Raw genomic sequence first — 26,592 nt, 5'->3', positions numbered from 1 at the left:
GTTTAACTGCTTATCAATCTATTCAACAAGCTCTCTCTATTGATGGCTCCATTTTTTCCCCTAGTTGAGCAATTACCTTTATTGCTTCTAGGCTTAATCGGATTTGGGCAGAAGTTTTTGAGGATGAATCTGCTGTTGAAGGTGTAGAAGCATTTACCGATGAGGGTTATGGTCGTCAGGTGAGAGATCAATTTCTTGACGAATACAACCAAGCGCGGGATATGCAAATTCCGTCAGGTTGGGCATTCCGCATTAATGGCAAAATTACCCCTCCAAACTTAATGCAGAAGTTGACGGCGGTACAGCTACGCAATCGAAAGCGAATGTTAAATCTTTCGTTAACAGGAACAGGTAAAACAATTGGTGGTATTCTGAGCAGCCGTATTATTGATGCTCATCTCACAATAATTATTTGTCCATTAGACACAATTCCAAACTGGCATGGAGAAATCAAGCACGTTTTTCCTGATAGTCGAGTAACAATCAAAAATTTCAATCCTCATTGGTCAGATATTGAGGAGGGAAATCACTACATTCTGCTGAATCATGAAATGTTCCAGCAACCCTCAACACCTGGTCACATTCGACAACTGCTAGAACGATACAAAATTGACCTGATTATTGTAGATGAGATTCATCGTTGTAAACATCGTAGTGACGATCCATCTAAACGGCGACAGATGGTTCTTGCACTGATTACGAATGCAACTGAGAACAATCCTGATCTTCATGTGCTGGGAATGAGTGCAACTCCTGTAATTAATAATCTAAAAGAAGGTAAAAGTTTAGTTGAATTAGTAACAGGTATAGAACGATCTGATTTAGGTGAAAAAGCTACGCTTAACAACTGTATGCGTTTACATCAGGCACTTGTTACTCTGGGAATTCGTTCCAGAGTCAAGCCTAAGATCAAAATCAACAGGGTTACGATTCCAGTTAATTGTACTCACTTGGTTGATGAAATGCGAGAAAAAGCTACATCTCTTCTAAAGATGGAGCAAATCCTTACCCGCGCCAGAATTCCAGCGATTTTGAAGGAACTTCAACCAAAAACAATTGTTTATACTCATTACGTTGAGGGCATTGTCGATCAGCTAAAAGAGGCGATCGAGGGAGAAGGATGGACTGTCGGTTTTCACATGGGGGGAGATAAGAGTGGCCGTAACAATTTTATTGATGGCTCTACAGACATTTTGATTGCTAGTAGTGCAATGGCTACTGGTGTCGATGGATTTCAACGAGTTTGCGATCGCCTAATTCTGAACATTCCACCTTGGACAAGTGCCGAACTAGAGCAGCTAGAAGGGCGATTGAATCGTCAGGGACAAGTTCACGATACTCTCACAATCCTTATGCCTGTGACTTATGGTTTAGATGATGGAGAACACTGGAGTTGGGATGAGGGGCGATTAGCTAGGCTGCAAAATAAACAGACGGTTGCTGATGCTGCGGTTGATGGTGTAATGCCTGAAGGACAATTAAGAACAGAATCTCAGGCATTTCGAGATCTACGGCAGTGGTTAGAACGATTGAAGACAGGTGAACAAAAATCTATTATTCGCCCTAGAATCTTTGTTCCACTTCCAGATATTGATCCTGTAGATGTCCAGCGACGGAATCTTCAGTACGGTGATTTTAGCCGGATGAATGCCCGTTGGAGTAACAGCTACAGTCAAACTACCTATAAACGTTTGCAAGGCAATCCAGAAGAGTGGATGCAATATCATACCCTTTATCAAGAAGCCCGAAAAACCTGGTCAATCATTCCTTATGAGGAAGCGATCAAATGGCTTCAGAGGCGATCTGATTTAGTTGTGGCTGATTTTGGTTGTGGCGAAGCGCTGATAGCTAAAGCTCTTGCTGGTAAGCATATAGTTCATAGCTTTGATTTTATTGCTATAAATGATTCGGTTATTGAGTGCGATATGGCTCGTGTGCCTTTGGAGGATAGCTGTCTGGACGTTGCTATGTTTAATCTGTCACTTATGGGTTTAAACATCGCTGATTATATTCGAGAAGCCGCCCGTACACTCAAACTTGATGGACAGCTCTGGATTTATGAGGTCACTTCCCACATGAAAGATATTCAAGGGTTTATTAGGGGACTTGAACTAGCAGGTTTTAGAATAATTGAAAATACTAAAGTAGGGAAATTTCAGTATTTTAGAGCCATCAAATCAGAGGAGGTTGAACTCTCTCAAATTGCAGTACAACTCTAGTGTGCCGAGCGGGCTAACAAATCGTTATGGGTGGGAATTTAGCAAACAAGCTTCCCTTTCTAAATTGTTTAAAAATGTGCCTTGCGGACATTTTTTAAATATAAGTTAGTGACCCAAATATCTATCTTTAGCCCTGGACGCCTTAATACCTTTATAATCGGTTTTTTACCCTTATTAAAGGCTAATCATGCCGTTTGTTTGTCGATCAAACCCGGTTTCTGGAAACCCGTGCGTCCAGGAGTATATCTTCCTTTACAAGGGTGACTTGATTCCGATGTGTGGTATATTTTCTGGGCGAGGGGATTTTTTAGGACAATGTTCGATATGAAAGGTTTAAAATTAAAATCAATGCTGGCGGCGGCGATCGCGATCGCCTTTTGTTTAATTGCGATCGCCAGTTACGCCCAAGCCAACAAGACTTTAACACTGGCGACTTCCCCAGACTACCCGCCCTATGAATTTAAAGATACGGCTGTTAGCGGCAACGAAATCATCGGTTTTGACATTGATATTGCCAAATATATTACTAAAAAATTAGGCTACGAACTGAAAGTAATTGGCATGGATTTTAACGGCTTAATTCCCGCTTTGCAGGCGGGCAGAGCCGATTTTGTGATGGCTGGAATGACTCCCACAGCCGAAAGGAAAAAAAATGTTGCTTTTTCTGACCTTTACTACGAAGCTCAAAATACAATTGTCGCCAATAAAGGCAGCAATTTGACCAAAGCTGAAGATTTAGCCGGGAAAAAAGTAGGCGTTCAACTCGGAAGCATTCAGCAGGAAGCTGTGAAAAAAATGCCCGGTGTGCAACTGGCTCCTCTCAATAGGATTCCTGACATTATTCAAGAAATTAAATCAAACCGCCTCGCGGCGGGAGTGATCGAGGATACTGTCGCTACGGGTTATGCAGCAGCGAACCCGGACTTGGAATTTAACACAATCCCGAATACTGAAGAAAGCGGTTCGGCGATCGCCTTTCCGAAAGGTTCGAGATTAGTTCCAGAATTCAACCGAGTCCTCCAGCAAATGAAAGCCAGCGGTCAAATTAAGGAACTAGCTACTAAATGGTTTTCTCGACCAATTCCGCAAGAACCTGCTCAAGCAAATCAGCCTGCGGTAGCGCCCAAGTTCGGGTTAGATTTTGGCAAAATCTTGCCGAGTTTGCCTTATATTTTGTCCGGGATTGGGGTAACGCTAACTTTTACCTTGCTGTCGGCATTTCTCGGATTTATCTGGGGAATTGTCCTGTCTCTGTTTAAGATTTCTAGCATTAAACCGCTGTTCTGGTTTGGCACTGCTTACACCTCAATTTTTCGAGGAACGCCGCTAATTTTGCAGTTGACTTTAGTTTATTTTGCAACGCCGCAGCTTACGGGCTATAATATATCGGCGCTGCAAGCTGGCGTCATTACTTTTTTCCTGAATTCTGGGGCTTATATTTCCGAAACAATCCGCGCCGGAATTCAAGCCGTAGATAAAGGTCAAAAAGAAGCCGCAGAATCCCTTGGCGTTCCCTACAAACTGATGATGGGCGATATTATCTTGCCGCAAGCGTTGAAAAATATTTTGCCTGCATTGGTGAATGAAAGTATTGCTTTACTGAAAGATTCCGCTTTAGTTTCAGTAATTGGTGTAGAAGACTTGCTGCGCCGCGCTACAATTGTGGGAGCAGAAAAGTATATTTACTTTGAACCTTTGATATTTGTCGGCGCAATTTATTATTTGATGGTGCTTAGTTTAACTTGGGGGGCCAATGTACTCGAACGCAGACTCCAAAGTAGCAGTTAAGGTCGATCGCCTGTATAAATCTTTTGGCAATCTGAAGGTTTTGCGCGAGATAACTACTGAGATTCATAAAGGAGAAGTGATTGCCATTATCGGCCCTTCGGGGTGCGGCAAGTCTACTTTTTTGCGGTGTTTGAATTTACTGGAAATTCCGACTTCCGGACATATATACATTGACGGAGTGGATATTACTTTGCCGAAGGCAGATATTATGAAAATCCGCCAGAAAGTAGGGATGGTTTTTCAGCATTTCCACTTGTTCCCGCACATGACTGTCCTGCAAAATGTAACCTATGCGCCTGTAAAGGTGAAGCAGGTTGGATCGGATGAGGCGCGTCTGAAGGGGTTAGAATTGCTGGACAAAGTGGGTTTGTCAGATAAGGCAGAGGTTTATCCTTCTAAGCTTTCGGGGGGACAAAAACAGCGGGTGGCGATCGCCCGCTGTTTGGCTATGGAACCAGAAATTTTGTTGATGGACGAACCGACTTCTGCACTCGATCCAGAAATGGTTAAAGAAGTGTTAGATGTGATGAAAGCTTTGACGAAAACGGGAATTACAATGGCAATTGTAACTCACGAAATGGGTTTTGCGCGGGAAGTCGCCCACCGGATTTTGTTTCTCGATGGCGGAAAGGTGGCGGAAGATGTGCCGCCGCAGGAGTTTTTTAGCAAGCCAAAGTGCGATCGCGCCAAGCAATTTCTGGAAAAAATGCTTTAATTCATATAATTAGAGTTTTTAACCGCAGAGGACACAGAGTTAGAGGAGAAAGAGAAAGTTGCGGTAGGGTGCGTCAGGTTGGAGATGCTCGGATCGGCACGAAAAGTATACTTCCGGGGCACCGTTTGTTGCGTGGTGCGTCAGTTGTAAGATAGTTAGTTTGTGACGAAAATAATGCGAGCTGACGCACCCTACTTCATTGTTACTTTATTTTCCCTTTAAGTATCTTCACATAAGTAATACTTAGATTTAAAAACGAAGTCTCTTCAAGCAAGCTTTTTGTCCGCAAAATTACTGAGTTTAATCCAAACAATATTAAGTTTAATTCAAGCAACTGATAAAGGAGTAAGCACTGCCATACAATATTTAAATTGTGCTCGTCCCAAGCCCATAATTTCCCAGTTGCCACCTAGCTAAAGGTAGATCATGCCCCACAAAATTTCCCAAACTCCGAAAGCGATCGCATTTATCGATACTGCTGTCCCTGACTGGAAGACTCTAGTTGACGGCGTTACGCCTGGAACAGAAGTAATCCTGCTCGATTCTAACCACAACGGGGTAGAACAAATTGCTCAAAAACTGCGGGGCGGTAACTTCTCAGCAGTTCACATTGTATCGCACGGCGCAGTATGTTCTCTGCAACTGGGCAATACGATGTTGACTTTGGATACATTGAGCGATTACGCTCTCAGCCCAACCAATATCATAAATGAAGAAAACCGGGGTGTAGTGTCTATCCCCCCCCCCCCGAAATTGCGACTTTGTGCTGTGGGTAAAGGAATGGGCAAAGGGGCTGGCAAGTAATGCTGAGATTCTTCTGTATGGCTGCAACGTAGCAAAGGGAGATTTGGGTGCTGCTTTCGCACAGCGTTTAAGCCAGCTAACAGGGGCTAATGTGGCAGCTTCTATGAGCCTGACGGGTAGTGCTAAGAAAGGCGGCGACTGGGAATTGGGGTATACAACTGGGGCGATGGAGGCATCTTTGGCGTTTGGGCCACAGGCGCAGGAGGCTTACCAAGGAATTTTGGCGATTAAAGTCACTTACGATACACTATTTCCTCCAGAAGCTAAAAATGCGTTTGATTACGCGGTTAATATCTGGAACCAAGCAATCGACACCTCGAAAGTAGACGTAGTAATTAACGCAACTTGGGAATCTTTAACTGGTAAGGCAGTAACAGGAAGCCCTGCCACAGCAAACTTTACGGGCGCACCGTTAACAAACACTCTTTATTCAATGCCGCTAGCCAACCAATTAGCAGGCACGGATTTGAATGGAAGTTCTCCTGAAATGGAGATCCGTGTTAACAATGATTCCAGCGCTAGTTCGCCTAGAATTTCTTGGTACTTTGGAACCGATGCAAATCCCGGTGCTAATCAGACGGATTTGGTTAGCACACTCGTTCATGAAATTGCTCACGGAATGGGATTCATTAGCTTTTATGGGTTAGATACTACTGGACAGGGCCGTTCGTTTGATACTACCAATAGCTATCTCAGCATTTACGACAGATTTATTGAGAATAGTTCAGGTCAGAAAATCACTGACACAGCGCTGTTTCCTCTGCCTTCTGTCGCACTAGGAAACCAGTTAATCAGCAATAACCTTTTCTTCAATGGCCCTAAAGCTGTCGCAGGAAATGGCGGTACCAAACTAAAGATTTACGCGCCTAACATCTTTACCGACGGTGAAAGCTTCTCTCACCTAGACGAAGCTACCTATGGAGATGGCAGTAATTCGTTGATGACATACATTCGGAATTTTGGAGTAGCTATCCATAACCCTGGGCCTCTTACACTTGGCGTACTGGAAGATATAGGTTGGAAATTAATCTCTGTAGCTCCAACGCCAACTCCAACAACTCCGACTCCAACGCCAACTCCAACAACTCCAACTCCAACAACTCCGACTCCGACTCCAACTCCAACAACTCCGACTCCGACTCCAACTCCAACAACTCCGACTCCGACTCCAACTCCAACAACTCCAACAACTCCGACTCCAACTCCAACAACTCCAACAACGCCAACTCCAACACCAACAACTCCAACTTCAACAACTCCGACTCCGACTCCAACTCCAACAACTCCAACAACGCCAACTCCAACAACTCCAACAACTCCTACTCCGACTCCAACTCCAACAACTCCAACAACTCCAACAACTCCAACAACTCCAACAACGCCAACTCCAACAACTCCAACAACTCCAACAACTCCAACTCCAACAACGCCAACTCCAACAACTCCAACAACTCCAACAACTCCGACTCCGACTCCAACTCCAACAACTCCAACAACGCCAACTCCAACACCTCCAACAACTCCAACAACTCCAACAACTCCAACAACTCCGACACCAACTCCAACACCGACACCTGCACCATTAGTATCTATCTTTTCACCCAAACCTAATGCCACAGAGGGCGGCGAACCCACGGGACTGCCACAAAATCTTAGCGGGCCTGGATTTTACTTCTTCACAGACAATGCTGATACTGTTATACCCCCAGATGCGATGGGTAAAGGAATCGTAGCCCTATCCGGCAATGACTCTTTAACAGGTACGAATAACGATGACACCTTCAGTGGCAATCAAGGTGCTGATACACTTAACGGACTGGGTGGCAACGACATTTTGTTAGGCGGAAAAGGCTCCGATAGCATTGATGGCGGTGCTGGCAACGACTTCCTCAGCGGTAATAACGACAATGACAGCCTAATAGGAGGAGAGGGCAATGATGTTATACGCGGCGGCAAGGGAAATGATACTCTCAATGGCGGTGCGGGCAACGATATACTCATAGGCGATCGCGGCCAAGACATTCTCACAGGCGGTGATGGCAATGATGCTTTCTTCTTCGCCGTAGATGAAGATGCAACTCCGATTAATCAAACAGATGTGATTACGGACTTCCGCCCTGGAGATTCAATTGGTTTGATCGAAAAACTAACATTTTCTGCTCTCACTTTTGAGCGTGTGAATTTGCAGCTTGACGGCGTGACACCTGTGGCTTCTACGGCTATCAAAGTGGGTGATAATTATTTGGCTATAGTCACTGGGGTAGCTCAAGATGCCCTAAATTCTAGCGTTTTCTTCAAAGCCTAGAGCGATCGCACGGGCAGGAGCAAGGCATCTATGCAATTGGGTTCAGCAGCTATTCCTGCGGCCCAATTGCTTGTTCTAAAAATAAGACGCTAGCTACACTAACCTGCTTTTGCCTTATAAAATCATCAATTCCGTTGGCAGCTTGATTGCAGTATTCCTGTTATCTGTAATCTTACATTCTCAACGGCCAACCCTAGAATCACGACAATATGCGGTTTCAAATTCGCCTTTTTTGACTGCGCCGATCGCGCTGGCGATCGAGCTTTGCCAAAACAGCACCCGAAACATCCGCCAGAATGCTAATTATCCGATACAAAGCCACGGCACTCAGAATTATACCCGTAGAAAAGCGATCGGACAGCAGGGCGATCGCCGTTGCTTCAAATACTCCCATTCCCCCCGGTGCACCCGGTACGACTAAACCTACAACAAACGCCAAACAAAAAGCACCGAACAAGTTGGGAATATTGCTAAAGTTCACCGGAGTTAAAGCCGTTACAGTTAGCAAAAATCCGCAGCCCCGCAATCCGATAAAACACATTTGTCCGATTAACGGCACTAAAGGATAGCGTTTAATTGGCAAATTAATTTGGCGACGGGACTTGACAGGAAATGTTTTTTTAGCTATGTTGGAATTAGACTCTGTAGTAAAATTTAGTTGATCCGCCGCCTCCTCAGCCTTTGAATTTTCCCCATTGTTCTTGGATAACTTCAACCGCTCTACAAAGAGAACGATCGGATTTAAAATTCGGGGATGAATCGCCGTTAAAATAGCAGCAAAACCGACAATCCGCCAAAACCAATTGAATTTGTCAAAACAAATCAACCCAATCAAAACGCCTGCCGAAGCCATCAGCAGCGGTTCCAGCAACACGCTGAGAGTAGCAGCTTTGGGGAAAATGCCGGCCTTTTTGGCCTCCAATATTCGACCCCAAAAATGCCAAATATTCCCCGGCAAATACTTGGCAATATTAGTTTTGAGAAAAACTTGAATTGCCCAGGCGGCACTTACAGGTTGGCGGAATTCCCGCAAAATCAACATCCACACCCAGCCGACAAAAATTAGAGACAATAAAGTGACGCCGAGGGCGATCGCCAGCAACGGAAAACTTTCGGCTCGAATTTGGATATTCGCGACTTCTCGCCAGTGAGTTAAAAAAGCTTTGGCAATAAATAAAAACGTCCCGCCCAAAATCAAATAGCGCAAATAAGGCTTTAAATGCGACTTCGCGAGCTTCAAAAAATTCTGAATTCGATGCAAGTGTGGTTTTCCCATTTTCTGATCCCGATTTTGAATTTGGGATTAAGTTATACTGTTTTAGATTTTATTTTATAGAGAGGGTAAGGCGGAATTGTGGTTGATTTACACGGCATAATATGACGGAATAAATCTGTTTAACCTAACCTATGCAGACCTCTACAGACTGTGCGTAATGCCCGCCTTACAGACTATTTAGGGCGTTTTTAACCACAAACTTAAATTTAAAATCTAAAATTTAGATCGATATACCTCGCTAGGAGTACATTTCTATGCCCGGCCCGAGCCCTGACGGTCTTTCCTATCTTTTAGATGATAGCCCCAATAGTTTCGCCTTGACTCCGGGCTTTTTGACTCCTTATCCTAACGGATTTTTTGCCCTCGGCGGCAACGATTTTATTATCGGTTCGTCGGATGCCGATCGCATCAGTGGCGATAATGATAACGATCGCATTCTCGGCGGCAGCAATTCCGATACCCTGTTCGGGGGTGCAGATAACGATGTGCTTAACGGCGGTGTCAGCAGCGACATCCTGTTTGGCGATGCCGGCAGCGATACCTTGCAGGGAGGTAAGGGAGATGACGCCCTCAACGGTGACTCTGGCAGCGACGTTTTAGTGGGCGATGGCGGCAAAGATATGCTGACAGGGGGTTTGGGCTTCGATGCCTTTGTCCTCCGCAGCGACTCCGCAGTCACCGATCCGGCTGCTGCAGACGTTATTACTGACTTTAACAGTTTTGTGGATTCGATCGGACTGACTGACAACCTTACCGAAGCTGACTTGATTCTCGAAGAAATCTCGATCGCCCCCGGTATTTCCAATACATTAATTAAAATTCGCCAATCCAATGCTATTTTAGGCTTGGTAGCCAACGCATCTCCACAAGACCTCGCCGATACATTCATCTCTGCAACTACCGTATTGGGCAACCAACTGGATCAAGCTCGCGATTTAGGCGTTTTGGGCGACACTCAAACGATCGCAGACTCGGTTAGCAACGCTCGGCCAGACGGCCTTTACCGCTTTACTTTGCCTGCAACTAGCGACTTTAAATTAACTGTCAGCGGTTTGACGGCGGATGTTGACGTGGCATTAATTAAAGATCTTAACGGCGACAATTCTATTGACTTCACCGATATTATTGCTTCTTCTCAAGAATTGGATTTATCGCCGGAGTCGATCGACATCGACGGTTTAGCCGCAGGAACTTACTTTGTCCGAGTTTATCAATACCAAGGCAGTACAAATTTCTCCCTCAATCTGTCTGCAACTCCTGCAACTGTTTTTACTAACAATGCGAGCAACTTGCAGGGTTTTGACTCTCGTTTTGGGTTCGGTTTGGTGAATGCAGCGGCGGCAGTTGCTAAAGCTCAAGGTACTGCAACTTTTCCTGATGTTCCCGACTTGGGCGGCGAGGATTGGGGCAGAGATTTAATTAAAGCTCCAGAGGTTTGGGCCCAGGGATTGACTGGAGACGGAATTGTGGTGGCAGTTATCGACAGCGGAGTTGACTACAATCACCCGGATTTGACGGGGAATATTTGGAGTAATGCGGGGGAAACTGGTGTTGATGCGATCGGTCGCAATAAAGCTAGCAACGGGGTTGATGATGACAACAATGGCTTTGTTGACGATTTCCGGGGATGGGATTTTGTCAACAACGATAATGACCCGATGGATGATAACAATCACGGCACTCATATCTCGGGTTTAGTTGCTGCGAAAAAAGATGGGGTTGGGATTACTGGAACTGCTCCAACTGCGAAGATTATGCCTTTGAAAATACTCAATGAGGCGGGAGTAGGCCAAATTAGGGATGAAATTAATGCGATTAATTATGCGGTGGCAAATGGAGCAAAGATCATTAATGTGAGTTTGGGCGGCCTACAGTTGAATGATCAAGAATTGAATGCGATTCGAGCGGCTGAAGCTCAAGGCGCGATCATGATTTCGGCGGCGGGAAATGAGGCTCGCCCACAAGTAGATTATCCGGCTCGGTTTGCCAATGAGGTAGGAATTGCTGTCGGTGGTGCTACCCGAAATGGCTTGTTTGCGGATTATTCTAACCGGGCGGGTTCGGAGGCAATTAATTATTTTGTTGGTCCGGGCGGCGACGGTGGCACGGCGGATTCTGGTGACATTTATTCAACTGTGCCACTTTCTCAACCGGGGATTCCCTATCGATATGTTGCGGGTACTTCAATGGCAGTGCCACAAGTATCCGGCGTGATAGCTTTAATGTTGCAAGCTAATCCGAGTCTGACTCCTGCTGATATTAAGAGGATTCTTGCGGAAACTGCCAATCGAGCGGTTTGAATTGGATCTGGTGCGATGATCTACCATCTTCAATCTTCTACCAATTATTAAAAGCAAACCGTGGGGACAGGGCATTGCCGTGCCCTACTCCCCGCGCCGGACATGGCATTTCCCTGTCCCTACAGACGCTTCCCTACAATCAATCTGTATCACTACTTTGGGGAATTGGTATTAAAAATTAGCGGCGTAAGTTAAGTCAAATTGGCGGCACAGGGTGATGCAGCAGTAGCTTGGTCGATCGAATACTAACTCGTAATTCATGTGGCCGTCTATTTTAGTGATCGGCTGCTTTAAGGGGATGCCCTGAATGTCGTATTGGCGGCGTTCTAAGGCACTCCAGTCGATAATTTTGAAGTCGATTTGGTTCTGCAACTCAGTTGCGATCAGATATAGGTGCATCTTGTCTTGAACTTTCCCAGTCAAGGGAACTTTTATTAACACTGACTGGGTGACAAGGGGTTTTTGGTCGTTGGGATGCTTCTGGGTGTGGCAGCTTTTGAGTTCTATATCGTAAGGTTCTACCTTGAATTTCTCTCCACTGGCGATCGCAGATGAGTGCAAATCTTTCAGGCACTTTTCTAGGTGAGGAATCAGCCCTAAGTCTGGATCACACAGCAGTTTACGAATGTTGGAGGTTTCAGTGACTGTCATTTGAGACTTTTGATGTTATTTTTTGATTCTTAACTTTTAGCTTAGCGCGAAAAGCAACCCTATTGAACTATACTTGCGACATAGTTCTAAAAATACCGTTTATGGTCAGTAGGTCGCAGTGAATAAGACATTTATTTTTTGGCAGCAAACCCGTGTTTTGTGCCTTAATGTTTTAGATTATTTTTTGGTAATTTTCCACAGATTAAGCTCGACATTAGTGTCAGCCGGATCTATTTGATAGTTTTGTTGCTGAATTGCCGATCGCAAAGTAGAGGACGGTCTGTATAAAAACAACTCACTGAAACCGCCTGGAATTGGTGGCGGTTGGGGTTTTTTCTTTGCCAATTCTCGATTTTTGTAGCAAGAAGTGTAACAGCGGGGTTCTATTAGCAGTTTGACTTTTGGTTGTAGGTGATAACTTAAAGGCATAAGGTATGCAATGTTGGTATCGCTGATTATCAGGGGATTGCTGGCTTGATTGACAGTTGCGACTACTTCCAAGGCACGCAACCAACCGCTGCCTTTATTCCACCAAAAGTCTGCTTGAGAACTAACTCCACCGGATATAATACCTGCGGAAAAAACTGCAACTATAACTGTTCTCCACAGTTTTTGCTGTTTTAATTTCTCAAAATTGTTACTAATCTTTGCAGACAGCAGGTAAGCCACTGCTAGCTGAATTCCCACATAACAAGGAACTAAATATCGCGGATTTGCCGATCGCCTTCCACCCTTGATTAGATCGGGGACTGCTAAAAATAAAGCAGTTGTTGCAATTAATAACAATACAATCAACCACACTCGCTTTGGTGTTTGTGGGTATAAAAAATAAAGGGCATAGCCGACTAAAGCTAGAATCATGATAGCAACTGGAATTAGCAAGGCTAGTTGTGTGGCGTTGGCAGTTCCATCAATGCCTATATCAAAAAATGCTATGGTGATGGAACCAACCCACCTGCTGACTAATCTTAAGTAATTTGTTTGTTCGGCCCATACTGTGGTGCTTCTAACTTGATTGAAGTTTTCTACAGTATTTACGAGGGAAGGCATGAAGCCGATCAATGCGATTAAAGCTGCTACATAATAGGAAATGAATGTTTTCACATCGCGCCAGTTGGCAATAACTGCGACGTAGATGGCGTGGGCGGCAGCGACGCAGACAAATAACAAGTGGGTGTACAATCCCAGTGTTGCTGTGCCTGCATAAAGCGCCCAGGAAAGAACTAGGGCGACAGCATTTTGATTTTCGTCAGAGCGCATTGCTCGCAGCAAGGCTGCACTGGATAAAATAGTAGTTACTGTCCACAAACTGTACTGTCTCGCTTCTTGGGCAAATAGGATGTGGTAGGGAGAAATTGCGAAAATTGCGATCGCCATCCACGCTACTGCTGAAGATTCAAATAACTCCCAAGCCAGCCAATAAATGGCGGGAAATACTAGCAGGCTAATCAGGGCGGCAAAACTTCTCATTGCGGCAACGGAACTGCCGAACCATTGCGCCCAATATCGCGCTAGTACGTAATACAGAGGGGGGTGTTGGGGGTCTTCTGTTGCTAAAGAATTCAGGGTATCGCTTAAAGTTTTTTCGGAATTTATCTGCTGATATTTTTGTAAATCCGCAGGCGAGGTTATTTTCTGGTACGAAATTTGTTTGATTATTTCGGCTTCGGTGTAGCCCGAAACTCTCAAAGAAGTATATGTTTCATCGATCCAGTAAAATTTGCGATCGAGATTGGCGAAGCGAAAGAAAATGCCGATGACTAATACAGCGATTATCAGAAAACCCAACCACTTTCGGGGAACATTAAAACGCATTTTTTAAACCAAACTTCACTTTTTTCGCAACTTACTCAAAATTATATCTTGATTTTTTTGGTCGTAAATAGTTTGGATTTTATAACGAGTATTTTTTTCTATTTCTGTTTTTAATCCTGGGGAAATATCGTACAAAAAAATCTCGTTAAATTTTTGGGGAATTTCAATAATTTTAGGCGGCAATACTAAAAAATTAGCTTGGGAATTGATTAAGTAACTCAAACCGAGTAAATTGCCGATCATATTTACATTATACACCCACAAGTCTGTTATGAGTAATGGCCGAGAAGCTGAGTTGATTGTGCGGGCGATCGGGCTGTTGATATAAGAGGGACCTTTATTCTCCCAAGAGTCTGCTGGCAAATAGATGCAGCCGGATATAATTCCAATAGAGAGCAAAGCAGCCAGAGGCAGCCTCCACAGCTTTTGCCACTGCATTGTAACTTGAGGAGATGTCATTTTTACCGCCAAAAAATAGGCAACAGCTATCTGCATTCCTAAATAACAGGGAATCAGGTAGCGACTGTAGATCGATCGCCTTCCGCCCAAGATTAAATCCGCTGGCAGGAAAATGGCTAATGTCACGCACGTTAATGTCATAACAAACAACCAAACACGTCTTTCTGTGTGACTCAGCAGCCAATAAAAAGAATATCCGACAATTATTAAAATCATTAAAATAACTGGGATACTCAATAGGAAATATAATCGCGGTAAATCAGAGTACAATCCCACATCAAAAAATTGCCTAATAATGTTGAGTACCGACTGTTGAACTAAGTGTGAAAGGGGAATCTTAAAAGACTGCCATGCTGTTCTTTGACTAGCATTTTGCGAATTTATCAATAAAACTACAGTCCAAGGAGAGAAGGCAATAAATCCTGCGCTCGCTGCTAGGAAATAGCCCATTACAGTCTTATTAAACCGCATATTTTCCGAGATGGCTACATAGATTCCATGCCCTAGCACCACCAGTGCAAATAATAGGTGAGAATAAAATCCTAGCGTTACTGTTGCCCCATAAATTGCCCAACTGCTGTTAGTTTTTAGCCGCATTCCCCGCAGCAAAGCAGCGCCCGACAGCAAAATTATTAATACAAACAAGCTGTAAGGTCGAGCTTCTTGAGCGTAAACTATTTGAAAAGGCGATACAGCTAGTAATGACACTGCCAACCAAGCTGTCAGCGAGGACTCAAATAATTCTAAGCACAGCCAATACATACAAGGCAATGCGAGCAAACTAAAAACTGCCGACATACTTCTAGTTACAGCCACTGAATCGCCGAACAGTTGCACCCAAAATCTCGTCGCTACAAAATACAGTGGAGTGATTTGAGGTTCTTCTAATGCTAATCCTTTTACGGTATCTACGACGGTTTTTTCTGAATGAATCCGCTGATACTTTTGTAAGTATTTAATGTTCCTAACTTGACCGTCAGCTACTTGCTGAATAAACTCAGATTCTGTATATCCAGATATCCGCAGGGAGGTGTAACTTTCATCTATCCAGTAAACTTTCTTTCCTAGGTTGGCGAAGCGAAAGAATATGCCGAGGACTAATACAACTATAATTAAAAATCGTAGCCACTTGTCAAGTGAAGGGTTGTAAGAATTTAGTTGAACGCATTTTTTCGGTAATTCCATTTTAAACAAACTCCCCTGCGGTTGCCATATAAAACATCATATCATTTTTTGACTATTTTGCCTAGGAGCATTTCGTCATGTTCAGCATAGATGGTTTGTATTTTATATTGATTACTTTTGGCAATTTTTGTCTTTAATTCTGGAAAAATACTGTACAAAAATATATCGTTAAAATTTTACGGAATTTCAACATTATTTTTAGGTGACATTAGTAATAATTTAGCTTTGGGATCGATTTTTTGACTCATACCGAGTAAATTGCCGATATCCCATACAATATACTCTGAAAAGTCTGTTATGATTAATGGCTTAGAAGCTGAGTGGACTGTACGGGCGATCGAAACGTTAAGAAGAGAGGCGGATTTATTCCACCAATTATCTGCTGACACATAAAGGCAGCAAGACGCAATTCCAATTGAGAGCAGAACAACTAGAGCTAATCTCCACAGCTTTTGTAATTGGGTTGTAACTTGAACTTGAGTAAAAAGATAAGCAACAGATATCTGGATTCCTAAATAACAGGGAATCATGTTACGAGTGTTGACAGATCGAATCCCTCGCCTAATTAAGTTCGCTGGTAATAAAATTCCTACTATCCCGAACGTTAATGTCACAACAAACAACCCAACTCGCATTTCGGTTTTACTTTCAACTAAATAAAAGCCCTCCCCGACCCTTATTAAAATCCTTAAAATAACTGGCAGAGTAGATATCAAATAGGGTCGTGGCAAATCCCAGTAAAATCCCACATCAAAAAATTGATTGTTAATGTGCAATACCCAACTTTTCATCAATTCTGAAACAGGTCTTCTCAGAGACAGCCAGGATGTTTTATCAGTGGCCTTGCCCGAATTTTTTATAAAAGCTATAATCCAAGGAGACAGAGCAATCAATCCTGCTATTGATGCTAGCAAATAGCCAATTACATTCTTGTTAAACCGGATTTTTTCGATAATTACTACATAGATTCCATATTTTATTGCCACTATTCCCAATAAGAGGTAAGAAAAAATTCCAACTACTAATGTTACAGCATAAATTGCCCAACTACTATTAGTTTTTAAGCCCATTCCTCGTAGCAAGACCGTGCTTGACAGTAAAATTAACATGACCAACAAACTGTAAGGTCGAGCTTCCTGAGCATAAACTATCTGAAAAGGCGATATAGCTATTATGGCAACTGCTAACCAAGCTGTCACCGATGACTCAAATAATTCTAAGCATAGCCAATACATACAAGGTAATGCCAGCACGCTAAAAACCGCCGACAAACTTCTAGTTACTGCGATTGAATCTCCAAACAGTTGCACCCAGAATCTCGCTGCTACAAAGTACAGGGGAATAAGTTGAGATTCTTCTAATGCCAATCCTTTTATGGTGTCAAAAACGCTTTTCTCTGCAGTGAGACGCTGATACTTTTGTAGACTTTTTATTTCCTTGATTTGACCGTCACCCAACTCTTGAATAAATTCAGATTCTGTATAACCGGAAATCCGCAAAGAAGTGTAACCTTGGTCTATCCAGTAAACTTTCTTTTCGAGATTGGCGAAACCAAAAAATAGACCCATGACTAATATAACTCTTATTAAAAATCTCACCCAGTTGTCAAGTGAAGGATTGTGATAATTTAGTCGCTCACCATTTTTGGTAGATTCCCTTTTAAGTAACTTAACTTAAAACAATAGAATAGCATATACCCGACTTCTTAAAGAAGTCGGGTATCAAATCTTAATCAACCGAATGTGAGATTAATCATCTACTCCTTCAATCGGCGCAAAACCCTGCCGCTGAATATTTTCGGTTATGGTGCGCGGTTCGAGGAATTGCAGCAAATAATCCGGGCCGCCAGCTTTAGAACCAACTCCCGAAAGTTTGAATCCTCCAAAAGGTTGCCGCGATACCACAGCGCCGGTAATTCCGCGATTGATGTACAGATTTCCGACTTCAAAATCCGATGCGGCTCGATCGATATGCGAAGGCGTGCGAGAATACAATCCGCCGGTTAAAGCAAAATTCGTACCGTTAGCAATAACAATCGCTTCGCTGAAATTCTTTGCCCGCATCACCGACAAAACTGGGCCGAAAATTTCTTCTTGGGCGATAGTTGCTGTCGGGGATACTTCCGTAACAATGACTGGGCCGACAAAATAACCGGTTTCCGGTGCCGGCATTTCTAAAGCTATTTTAGCTTCGGCGCGACCTTTTTCGATGTATTCGCGGATGCGCGACTGGGCATTTGCATCGATCACAGGGCCGACTTGAGTGCCGGGATTTTCTGCTGGGCCGACATTGAGCGATCGCGTCGCTTCTACCAATCTTGCCACAAAATTATCGTACACTGATTCGACCACAATTACTCGCGAACAAGCGGAACATTTTTGGCCGCTGTATCCAAATGCCGAATAAACTACGCCTGCAACTGCTTGGTCTAAATCCGCACTTTCATCGACAATAATTGCATTCTTTCCGCCCATTTCCGCAATTACTCGTTTCAGGTGTTTTTGTCCAGGCTGCAAAATCGCAGCATCGGCATAAATCTGACAGCCCACTTCCTGAGAACCGGTGAAAGTAATCATGTGAACATCAGGATGTTTCACCATGTAAGCGCCGACGGTTGAACCTTTGCAAGGCACGTATTGAAATACGCCTTTGGGAATGCCAGCTTCTAGCAAAATTTCTGTGATTTTTGCTGCAATTACTGAGGAAACTTCCGCAGGTTTGAGCAAAGTACAACTACCTGCAACCAGCGAGGCAACTGTCATGCCGACAGGAATTGCCAGGGGAAAATTCCAAGGCGAAATGATTAAAGAAATGCCGCGCGGCTGATAGGTGTAGCGGTTAGTTTCTCCGGGAATGTCGTAATTTTTCCCTTGTTCTAACCGTTCCATTTCGTCGGCGTAGTAGCGACAAAAATCAATAGCTTCGGAGACTTCGGCATCGCATTCTCGGACGGGTTTGCCGACTTCAAACACCATCCAAGCTGACAGTTCGTGCCGCCGCTGTTCCATCAACTCTGCGGCTTTGCGGAGGACGCCGGCGCGCTGGCGGACGGGGGTTTTTCGCCAACTGGTAGAGGCTGATTTTGCTGCTTCAAGGGCTTGTTTGGCCTGTTCTTCGGAAAGCAATCCGATTTTGCCGACTACTTCTGTGGGATTGGAAGGGTTGAGGGAATTAACTGTTGCTTCAGTATTTTGGTACTCGCCATTGATTAGGGGTAAATAGGTTTTACCTAAGTTAGCCCGCACTGATTTGATGGCTGTTTCTGCTTGTTGCCGCAATTTGGTATTGGCGTAGTCTGTATCGGCAACGTTGGGAAATACTTTGCTGTAAACTAGCTGGTCATTTCCGTTAGCAACGGGCGCGGCTAACAATTGTTCGATCGGCATTTCTTCGGAACTTTGCCGGATGAAAGAACTGTTGGCGGTATTTTCCAGCAAACGGCGGATCAAATAAGCCATTCCCGGCAGCAAGTCGCCGTAGGGGCAGTAGACTCGGACGCGATAACCCCGATCGACCAAAAGCTTAGCCAATTTGTCGCCCATGCCATACAGCACTTGCATTTCAAAGCGGCGGCGCGGTATATTGAGAGTTTCGGCAATGGCGATCGCCCTGGCTTGCGATCGCACATTATGACTGCCAATAGCTGCATACAAATATTCGTGATTTTCTAGCAGCAACTGTGTCATCTGCTCGAAATTGGCATCGGTAGCAACTTTGTCATTGTAGACCGGCTGCGGCCAATCTTTCTGCATCGCTTTGATAGTTTCCTGATCCCAGTAAGCGCCTTTTACCAGCCGCACTGTTACCGGATTTCCGCGTTTTTTAGCCCAGGAAATCAGGTTTCGCAAATCTTGGGCACTGTCGCGCAAATATGCTTGCAATGTAATTCCGATATCCGTGCGACTGCGAAACTCTTCCTCTAACAATAAGTCTTTGAGAATGGTCAGAGTTAAACTCTTGTAAGCATACTGTTCCATATCGAAATGAACAGCACATCCCAATTCCTTGGCGCGGCGCAGTAACAGGCGAATTCTCTCGCTGACTTTCTCTTCGCTACCTTTAGCATCCAAAGGGTCAAACTGAGAATAAAAAGCCGTTAACTTTACCGATACTTGCACTCGCGGCAGAGTTTCGCCGTCGGCTTTGTCAATTGCATCTACCTGCGGCCAATTCTTCGCTGCCTTCGCCAGTTCTTCCATCAATTCCAAATAGCGGTTAAGATAAATTTGCGCCTCAGTTTCAGTGATGACAGCTTCCCCCAAAAGGTCAACTGTAAAACCCATTTTATCTTTGCGAAGCCGCTCTAAGGTTTTAATTACCTGCTTGATATTTTCCCCAGAAATATACTTGTGCGCCAATGTTTCCACAGCAGGCGCAACCGTCGTCGCCGCCAATTGACCCGGAACCGAATCAGGGCTAGCAAAATTGAGCAATTTTTTCAATGCTTCGGGCAATTCTACCTCTTGGGCGGTCAGGTATTCTTGCAAGTGGCGGGCAATTTCCGGCCTGCTGCGCAGCGCCGGCAAACAGTCAATAAATCGAAACAACTGCACCCGCAGTCCGGGGCTGGCCATCGCCCAATCCATCAGTTTGTCGTCCCAGCGCATTTGGTCTTGGAGTTGACCGAAAAAAGAGCGCTTTTTCTCTTGAGTTACCCGCAAAATTTCTTTGGCAATTTCCTGGGTTTTTGCTTCGTAGATGTTTTCAGATACTTGTGCGATCATTGGTAATAAGTAATTTGTAATTTGTAATTAGCAACAGGGGGACTTTATGTATTTTCTCACTACCCCCTGATACAATTATAGTTGCTATTTGACTTCAATTTTAACTTGGTAGTTTGCTTGGCGATCGCCTGAAATTTCAATAGTATAATCGCCGCTACTGGCTAGTTGACCTTGCCACTGACCTGTGCTGTCAGCAGTACCTAAATTTTCACCGTTAGGAGCAATAATTGCTGCGCTGACTTGACCTTCTTGAACATTTATTGTCATGCTTTGGCCGCTATTGCACTCCAGTAAGTAGCGCCTGGATATGTTGGCTCGCAAACTATTGCTCAGAGTAGTTCCCGTAGCACCGGCTTGAAAGTAAACTCGCTCGGTTACAGGGGTTTCAACCGCAGCGGGGGAAGGAGAAGGAGAAGGCAAAGGAGAAGGCAACGGCGAAGGCAACGGCGAAGCAAGTTGCGGAACGCCAGACAGAGAGGGTATTTGAGTGGGACGGGCCGACGGATAGATTGTGGCGGGCAGTCGAGTTCCAGGTGCTGGGGGAAGTCCGGGCCGACGGTTGACGGGCGCTGCTGCCACAGGGGGAGGGCTTTCGGGGAGGGGTACGTCAGCGGGTAGTTTGATTTGAAGGTTCGCTCTTTCCTGATACATTCTCCACGCTAGCAAACTGCCGACACTAAGGACAGAACCGACTAACATTCCGCTGAGAAAAACTGCTAAGATTTGCCAGGATCGAGCTGGTTTTGGTTCGGGGTTGGCAGTTGGAATTGTTGGAGGCGGATAACTTGCAAGTTGAGTTGTTGCCGGCGCGCTATCGGCGGCAATTGGAATTGTTTCGGCCTCGTCGATTGGCGCTGAAATATCTTTGGGCGCGACAATTTCTGCGGGAGTTCCTGGGGGTGCGGAAGTTGAATCGCCACTGGCAATTTCACTGCGATCGAACTCATCGCTGGCAGTGGAAATTGTTTCCGGTTGCTGAGTCAAAATTTGTTTTTTTTCCTGTTCGTCGCTCATGGGGCTAAATTTATTTTACAAAGACCGCTTTTAGACATTTTACGTTACTGGTGCGATCGCCTGCACTGCACCAGTAACGTAAGGCTCTTGACAAAATACCGTCCGTGTCGATCGAGAAATCTATCTGCTGGGGCGATCGCAATTTACCAACTTTCCGTAAATATTGAGTACAAATTGCGATCGCAAATTACTACTGGGTTCAATTATTAGGCAAAGACTGCCAAAAAGGCCGGTCTTCTGGCTTCCTCACAGTATTCGTCGCCGACTGCACGTTTCCTTTCAATTCTTGATAATACCTGTCATCCAGAAAACTAACGCTGACGCCTGCAGGAAGCAGCAGTTGCCGCAATCTTTCCTGAGTGTAATCTACACCCTCAATCATTGGCCCGCGCGGATTTGAAACTAACAACTTGCCGTTAACTGGCACCGAATTGACCATATTCGGCCACCACGCATAACCGCTGTAGCCAAACATCACCGGAACTTGAATAAATTGGTCGTCTCGGAGTAAAAATTCTCTTTTCAACTTCTCTATAATCGGATTAAGTTTCTGATTTTGCAAATAGAGATTGTGTTGAATTAAAGCACGGTTTTGCAAGGCGGCGCTGACTGTTGTTTGAGTGCTCAAACCGCGATTGATCTTTACATCGCCGTAACCTCTTCCCTCCAATTCTTCCAACAGCTTAACTCCGGCTTCGGGACTGGCGATCGCCATTACATATTGTCCGGGAGTTTGAGTGGGAATAAAATTGATAATTTCATCGACTTGGCGAGTCAGAAGCCAAGAAGTATCAATATCCACTGGCGGCCCTTGAATTCGCTGAGCTTGAATAAAATCAAGTACCTCTGGATTAAAACTAGCATTTCCAGAATTACCGTAATAAACTCGACCCATTGGGTGTCCGGGAATCGGCGGTGTCACCTGCAAATTGCCGTATCCGTCAGACCACTGACTTACAGGGTCTAAAGAACGAGGATTGCCAATTTTAAATACTTTCAAATTCCGGTCTTGAGTTGATTTAACAGGCGGGTTTTTTTCGGGTTCGCTATTGCTTTTTAGGGCTACATTAAACAGGCGTATATCCGAGTTTTCGGGTAATTGAACGTAGCCGTTTTTCTGGGTATCTTGCATCCAAGTGCGATCGCCCTGGAGAATTTTTACTTTAGCGCCCGTGGGTTCTACTGCTTGTTTTAGTTGCGAGATAAATTCGCTGTTTACCGAGCCTCTGTCGCTGACCTGAACTTCGGTTACTGGTGCTGTATTTGGCGGTATCATCCAAGGACTAACGCCCATTTGGATTGTTGTGGAGGCAATTTCTTGACCGTTGTTTTGGGCAGTTGCTTTGAGATTAACAGTGCCGTTCCAATTGCGATCTGCAAATTGTTTGGCTTCGACACCTAAAACAATATTCGTGCTGAAAACTAGAGGTTTAGCACCGGATATATCTACAGGTTGCCAGCCGTCGCCCGTCTTCTGAAAAACGCTGATGTGAGGGCTAGCAATGCTGTCAGCAGTGATAAATAACTGAGAGGTTTTGAAGTTTTCAGACAGTGTTAAGTTAACTTGAGAAAGCATTGCTGCACGGCGGGGAGCGCTAACTTTGGTTTGTTTCCAAGTCGGTATCTTGCCGCGCTCGTTATTGCGATCGTTAAATAAAATTAGCGCGCCCTTGGACAAAGACCATTGTTCTTTTCCCGCTTCGTCTTGCTCGTTAATTTGGCCATCTCTGTTGGTATCTCCGGCAAAGAAAAAGTTCGGCGGCGACGCAGCCGGCGTAACTGGGGCGGGAGTAGGTGTTGCAGTTGATTCAGGAGTTGGTTGAGAAGTTGCTTGCTGATTTCTCTCTAGTTCTTGCCTTTCAAGTTCTTGTCTGGCTAATGCTTGTCTGGCTAACTCTTGTCTTTCAAGTTCTTGTCTGGCTAACTCTTGCCTTTCAAGTTCTTGTCTTTCAAGTTCTTTTCTGGCTAATTCTTGCCTTTCAAGTTCTTGTCTATCAAGTTCTTTTCTGGCTAATTCTTGCTTTTCAAGTTCTTGTCTGGCTAACTCTTGCCTTTGGAATTCTTGCCTTTCTAGTTCTTTCCTGGCTAATTCTTGCTTTTCAAGTTCTTGCCTTTCTAGTTCTTTCCTGGCTAATTCTTGCCTTTCTCGCTCTTTTCTGGCTAATTCTTGCCTTTGGAATTCTTGCCTTTCAAGTTCTTTTCTAGCCCGGTCTTTTTTCTCTTGCTCTTTTCTCTCTATTTCTCGACGAGCAAATTCTTTTTTCTCTTGCTCTTGGCGGGCTCGCTCTCTTATCTCTTCTTCCTCGGCTCTAACTTTCTCAACAGAACGTGCAACTTGCATTTCATAGGTAGCGACACTGAGGTTTCCTTGGTATTCGATGGTTTTGTCGATCGCCCCATCGGCCAAAAAAGAATCGTGAGGAATGAGTCGCAGTGTATTGATAGCCAACTGCCACAGCCGCTGGGACTGTTCCCAAGTAGCAGAAGAAGGATTAGAAGTGCGTCCTATTAAGACTGCTTGGGCGGCTAATTTAGCAGCATCGTCCCAATTATATTTGGCTCTTTCTTCTATTTGAATCTGACTTTGAACATTTTGGAGTTGCTGCGTCAGAGTTTGAGATTGCTGACGGTGGATTGCTGATTTCCAAAGTTCTGCCGGAAACGGCGCGCTGTCGGGATTTTTGGCAAGGTTATCTAATTGTAGTTTCAGCCGATCGCGCAATTTGTAGAGTTCGGAAAGGGATTGCGGAGTTTCGCGCTCTGGCTGTCGCGCAGAGAGTGCGAGTTGGTAGTTTAAGGAAGGTTGAGCCAGTGTTGTGGGGACGGCAACCCAAATAATACCGATGACGACACCGAAACCATTGACGATCGCGATCGCAATATATTTAACCAAGCGCATATAGTTTATCCTCAGACACGCCAATAATTTTACCTAATCTTGGGAGCAATGGGGGATTTAATTATAAGAACTTACGCATGAGGGCCCTGAAAACAGGTTTTTTACGAAAAGACGCGTTCTTACCTACAGATTAGGTAAGAAACCCGGTTTCTTTGTCGGAGTCCGTAGGTCTTGTTATGGCAAATTCGTGCCATGTTTTAAGCACCCTCATTTTCTTTAATAGTTGCTTCAATTTCGTCTGGGTAAGCCTCGGCATCAGCCCACGGATTTACCAAATCAACGACAACGAAATCTCTCTCGCTTGAGACTGAAGAATATTGATATCAAAACAAAAACCCAACAAAAACCCGGTTTCTTGGAGAAACCGGGTTTGAGCGTCAGCGTTAATCCGCGTTCATCTGCGGTTAAAAAATCCTACAATTGCTTCACCTCAGAAACCAATTTGGCAACCACATCCTTAGCGCTACCAAACAACATCATCGTCTTATCCTTGTAGAACAACTCATTATCTACACCGGAAAAACCAGCACTCATCCCGCGCTTAATCACGATCGTATGCTTGGCCTTATCAACCTCCAAAATCGGCATCCCGTAAATCGGGCTCGCCGTATCGTGACGCGCCGCCGGATTCACTACATCATTCGCACCAATCACCAACGCCACATCCGTTTCTTCAAACTGCGGATTGATGTCGTCCATATCGTACAACTGCGGATAAGGCACGTTTGCTTCCGCCAACAGCACATTCATGTGCCCCGGCATCCGCCCAGCCACCGGGTGAATCGCGTATTTCACGTCAACACCCATTTTTTCCAAACCGTCGGCTAACTCGCGCACCGCGTGCTGTGCTTGCGCTACAGCCATTCCGTAACCCGGAATAATTACCACCGATCGCGCATAACCCAACATCATCGCACTTTCTTCGAGATTGATGCTGCGAACAGTTTTGTCAGTAGCACCAGCAGCCCCAGCAGCAGCCGCAGCACTTCCGCCACCGCTACCAAACGCGCTAAACAGCACACTAGAAAGCGATCGATTCATCCCCTTGCACATGATTTGCGTCAAAATAATCCCCGACGCGCCAACAAGTGCACCAGCGATAATCAGCATATTGTTCATCAAAATGAACCCAGCCACACTCGCCGCAATCCCCGAATAAGAGTTAAGCAGCGACACCACCACGGGCATATCGCCGCCGCCAATCGGGAGCACAAACATGATTCCCAGAATATTGGAAATCGCCACCAAAGCCAGGAATACCGGCACATTCTCCGGGTTAAACAGCATATAACCGCTGCCGGCTAAAAGTGCGATCGCCAGCATGGCATTAAACGGCTGTTGCAGCGGAAACGTCATGGGCGCACCAGGTAGCAATTCTTGCAGTTTCGCAAACGCCACAAGGCTACCAGTGAAAGTAATTCCGCCAATCAACACACCCAAAAGGATCGTGATTGTCGCATCAGGCGCAGGCGATTCCGGGATGCTGAGATAGCGCCAGAATTCGCCCACAGCAACGAGTGCAGAAGCCGCGCCCCCGAAACCGTTAAGCAAACCCACCATCTGCGGCATATCCGTCATCGCCACGGTATTCGCCATAATCGTTCCCAAAATGGAACCGACGATAATTCCGACAGCAATCAATTCGTAGCTGACTACTTGCTTTTCCAGCAACGTACCGACGATCGCAATTAACATCCCGATCGCAGCTAACACATTCCCTTGACGCGCGGTTGCAGGGGAACCCAACTGTTTCAAACCGATAATAAACAAAGATGCGGCAACTAAATAACCTAGTTGAATGCCACTGGGCAGAAAATCGCTCACGCTTTAACCTCTTTTTTCTTGAACATTTGCAGCATTCGATCGGTTACTAAGAAACCGCCGACAACGTTAATTGTGGCCAGGGCGATCGCGATCGTCCCCAAAATCGAAGTAACAGTCACATTGCCTTGGCCAGAAATCAGAATTGCACCTAAAACCGCAATTCCCGAAATTGCATTCGATCCCGACATCAAAGGTGTGTGCAGCGTCGGCGGGACTTTATTGATTACTTCAAATCCCACAAACGACGCCAGAGTAAACACCACTAAACCTGCAATCAATCCTTCTGCCATAACAATTGGTAATTGGTAATTGGAAATAACTCGTTCCCGGTTGCGTCCGCCAGTCCGCCAGGGAATGAATTCCCTGGCTAATAGCCCAAGTCCTCTTAAGAGGACTAATGAGTTCTTCAGTCCTATGCAAGACGACTTAAGCTTTGAAGCAGGGGTTTCAACCCTTGCCGAACTAATGAGTTCTTCAGTCCTATGCAAGACGACTTAAGCTTTGAAGCAGGGGTTTCAACCCTTGCCGAACTAATGAGTTCTTCAGTCCTCTTAAGAGGACTTTAGCTTTGAGGCAGGGGTTTCAACCCTTGCCGGACTTTGCCTCATAACGAC

Annotated in this window: 16 protein-coding genes; 6 read left to right on the top strand and 10 right to left on the bottom strand. The window is 45.0% G+C overall.

The genetic code is table 11. The features are described from left to right. The first annotated feature begins 221 nt into the window (after positions 1-221). The 5 genes from QUA71_RS15970 to QUA71_RS15950 all read left to right on the top strand — a co-directional run bounded on the left by QUA71_RS15970 (position 222) and on the right by QUA71_RS15950 (position 7,831). Positions 222-2,219: a DEAD/DEAH box helicase family protein gene (locus QUA71_RS15970; RefSeq protein WP_333286381.1), complete on the top strand. Its 1,998-nt coding sequence runs from the start codon at positions 222-224 to the stop codon at positions 2,217-2,219. A gap of 324 nt (positions 2,220-2,543) precedes the next feature. After that, on the top strand, positions 2,544-4,007 hold the full coding sequence (locus QUA71_RS15965; RefSeq protein ID WP_333286379.1) for an ABC transporter substrate-binding protein/permease: 1,464 nt from the start codon (positions 2,544-2,546) through the stop codon (positions 4,005-4,007). Beyond that, on the top strand, positions 3,973-4,722 hold the full coding sequence (locus QUA71_RS15960) for an amino acid ABC transporter ATP-binding protein (RefSeq protein WP_333286377.1): 750 nt from the start codon (positions 3,973-3,975) through the stop codon (positions 4,720-4,722). The genes QUA71_RS15965 and QUA71_RS15960 overlap by 35 nt, the downstream gene beginning before the upstream one ends. A gap of 426 nt (positions 4,723-5,148) precedes the next feature. After that, entirely contained in the window at positions 5,149-5,526 is a 378-nt protein-coding gene (locus QUA71_RS15955; protein WP_333286375.1) for a DUF4347 domain-containing protein, read from the top strand. Continuing rightward, positions 5,486-7,831 carry a DUF4347 domain-containing protein gene (locus tag QUA71_RS15950; RefSeq protein ID WP_333286373.1) on the top strand — a complete coding sequence of 782 codons (2,346 nt, stop codon included), beginning with the start codon at positions 5,486-5,488 and terminating at the stop codon, positions 7,829-7,831. Before QUA71_RS15955 ends, QUA71_RS15950 begins: the two co-directional genes overlap by 41 nt. Positions 7,832-8,048: 217 nt before the next feature. Here QUA71_RS15950 and QUA71_RS15945 read toward each other — a convergent pair whose 3' ends face one another. Further along, positions 8,049-9,107, bottom strand: a complete 1,059-nt coding sequence (locus QUA71_RS15945) for a UPF0104 family protein (RefSeq protein WP_333286371.1) — start codon at positions 9,105-9,107, stop codon at positions 8,049-8,051. 254 nt (positions 9,108-9,361) lie between these two features. On the opposite strand from QUA71_RS15945, the gene QUA71_RS15940 reads away from it, so the two are divergent. Next, positions 9,362-11,407 carry a S8 family serine peptidase gene (locus tag QUA71_RS15940; RefSeq protein ID WP_333286369.1) on the top strand — a complete coding sequence of 682 codons (2,046 nt, stop codon included), beginning with the start codon at positions 9,362-9,364 and terminating at the stop codon, positions 11,405-11,407. Between the two features lie 171 nt (positions 11,408-11,578). On the opposite strand, the gene QUA71_RS15935 is transcribed toward QUA71_RS15940, so the two are convergent. From QUA71_RS15935 to QUA71_RS15895, 9 genes are all read right to left on the bottom strand, one after another. Further along, positions 11,579-12,058, bottom strand: a complete 480-nt coding sequence (locus QUA71_RS15935; RefSeq protein ID WP_333286367.1) for a hypothetical protein — start codon at positions 12,056-12,058, stop codon at positions 11,579-11,581. Positions 12,059-12,235: 177 nt separating this feature from the next. Then, the gene (locus tag QUA71_RS15930) at positions 12,236-13,873 is read right to left on the bottom strand and encodes a glycosyltransferase family 39 protein (protein ID WP_333286365.1); all 1,638 of its coding nucleotides are present in this window, start codon (positions 13,871-13,873) and stop codon (positions 12,236-12,238) included. 15 nt (positions 13,874-13,888) lie between these two features. Further along, positions 13,889-15,517 carry a glycosyltransferase family 39 protein gene (locus tag QUA71_RS15925; RefSeq protein WP_333286363.1) on the bottom strand — a complete coding sequence of 543 codons (1,629 nt, stop codon included), beginning with the start codon at positions 15,515-15,517 and terminating at the stop codon, positions 13,889-13,891. Between the two features lie 176 nt (positions 15,518-15,693). Beyond that, positions 15,694-17,016 carry a glycosyltransferase family 39 protein gene (locus QUA71_RS15920; RefSeq protein ID WP_333286361.1) on the bottom strand — a complete coding sequence of 441 codons (1,323 nt, stop codon included), beginning with the start codon at positions 17,014-17,016 and terminating at the stop codon, positions 15,694-15,696. A 249-nt stretch (positions 17,017-17,265) separates the two neighbouring features. Continuing rightward, the gene (gene pruA / locus QUA71_RS15915; RefSeq protein ID WP_333286359.1) at positions 17,266-20,241 is read right to left on the bottom strand and encodes an L-glutamate gamma-semialdehyde dehydrogenase; all 2,976 of its coding nucleotides are present in this window, start codon (positions 20,239-20,241) and stop codon (positions 17,266-17,268) included. 84 nt (positions 20,242-20,325) lie between these two features. Next, a complete protein-coding gene (locus QUA71_RS15910) occupies positions 20,326-21,255 on the bottom strand; it encodes a hypothetical protein (protein WP_333286357.1) in 930 nt (309 codons plus the stop codon). Between the two features lie 199 nt (positions 21,256-21,454). Next, complete coding sequence (locus tag QUA71_RS15905) at positions 21,455-24,154, bottom strand: protein-arginine deiminase family protein (RefSeq protein WP_333286355.1); 2,700 nt, start codon at positions 24,152-24,154, stop codon at positions 21,455-21,457. Positions 24,155-24,568: 414 nt separating this feature from the next. Continuing rightward, a complete protein-coding gene (locus QUA71_RS15900; RefSeq protein WP_333286353.1) occupies positions 24,569-25,978 on the bottom strand; it encodes an NAD(P)(+) transhydrogenase (Re/Si-specific) subunit beta in 1,410 nt (469 codons plus the stop codon). After that, on the bottom strand, positions 25,975-26,268 hold the full coding sequence (locus tag QUA71_RS15895) for an NAD(P) transhydrogenase subunit alpha (protein ID WP_006633295.1): 294 nt from the start codon (positions 26,266-26,268) through the stop codon (positions 25,975-25,977). Before QUA71_RS15895 ends, QUA71_RS15900 begins: the two co-directional genes overlap by 4 nt. Positions 26,269-26,592 lie beyond the last annotated feature (324 nt).

The organism is Microcoleus sp. MON1_C5, from assembly GCF_036701875.1.
Taxonomy (GTDB): domain Bacteria; phylum Cyanobacteriota; class Cyanobacteriia; order Cyanobacteriales; family Microcoleaceae; genus Microcoleus.
This window is presented reverse-complemented; position numbering and strand designations above follow the sequence as displayed.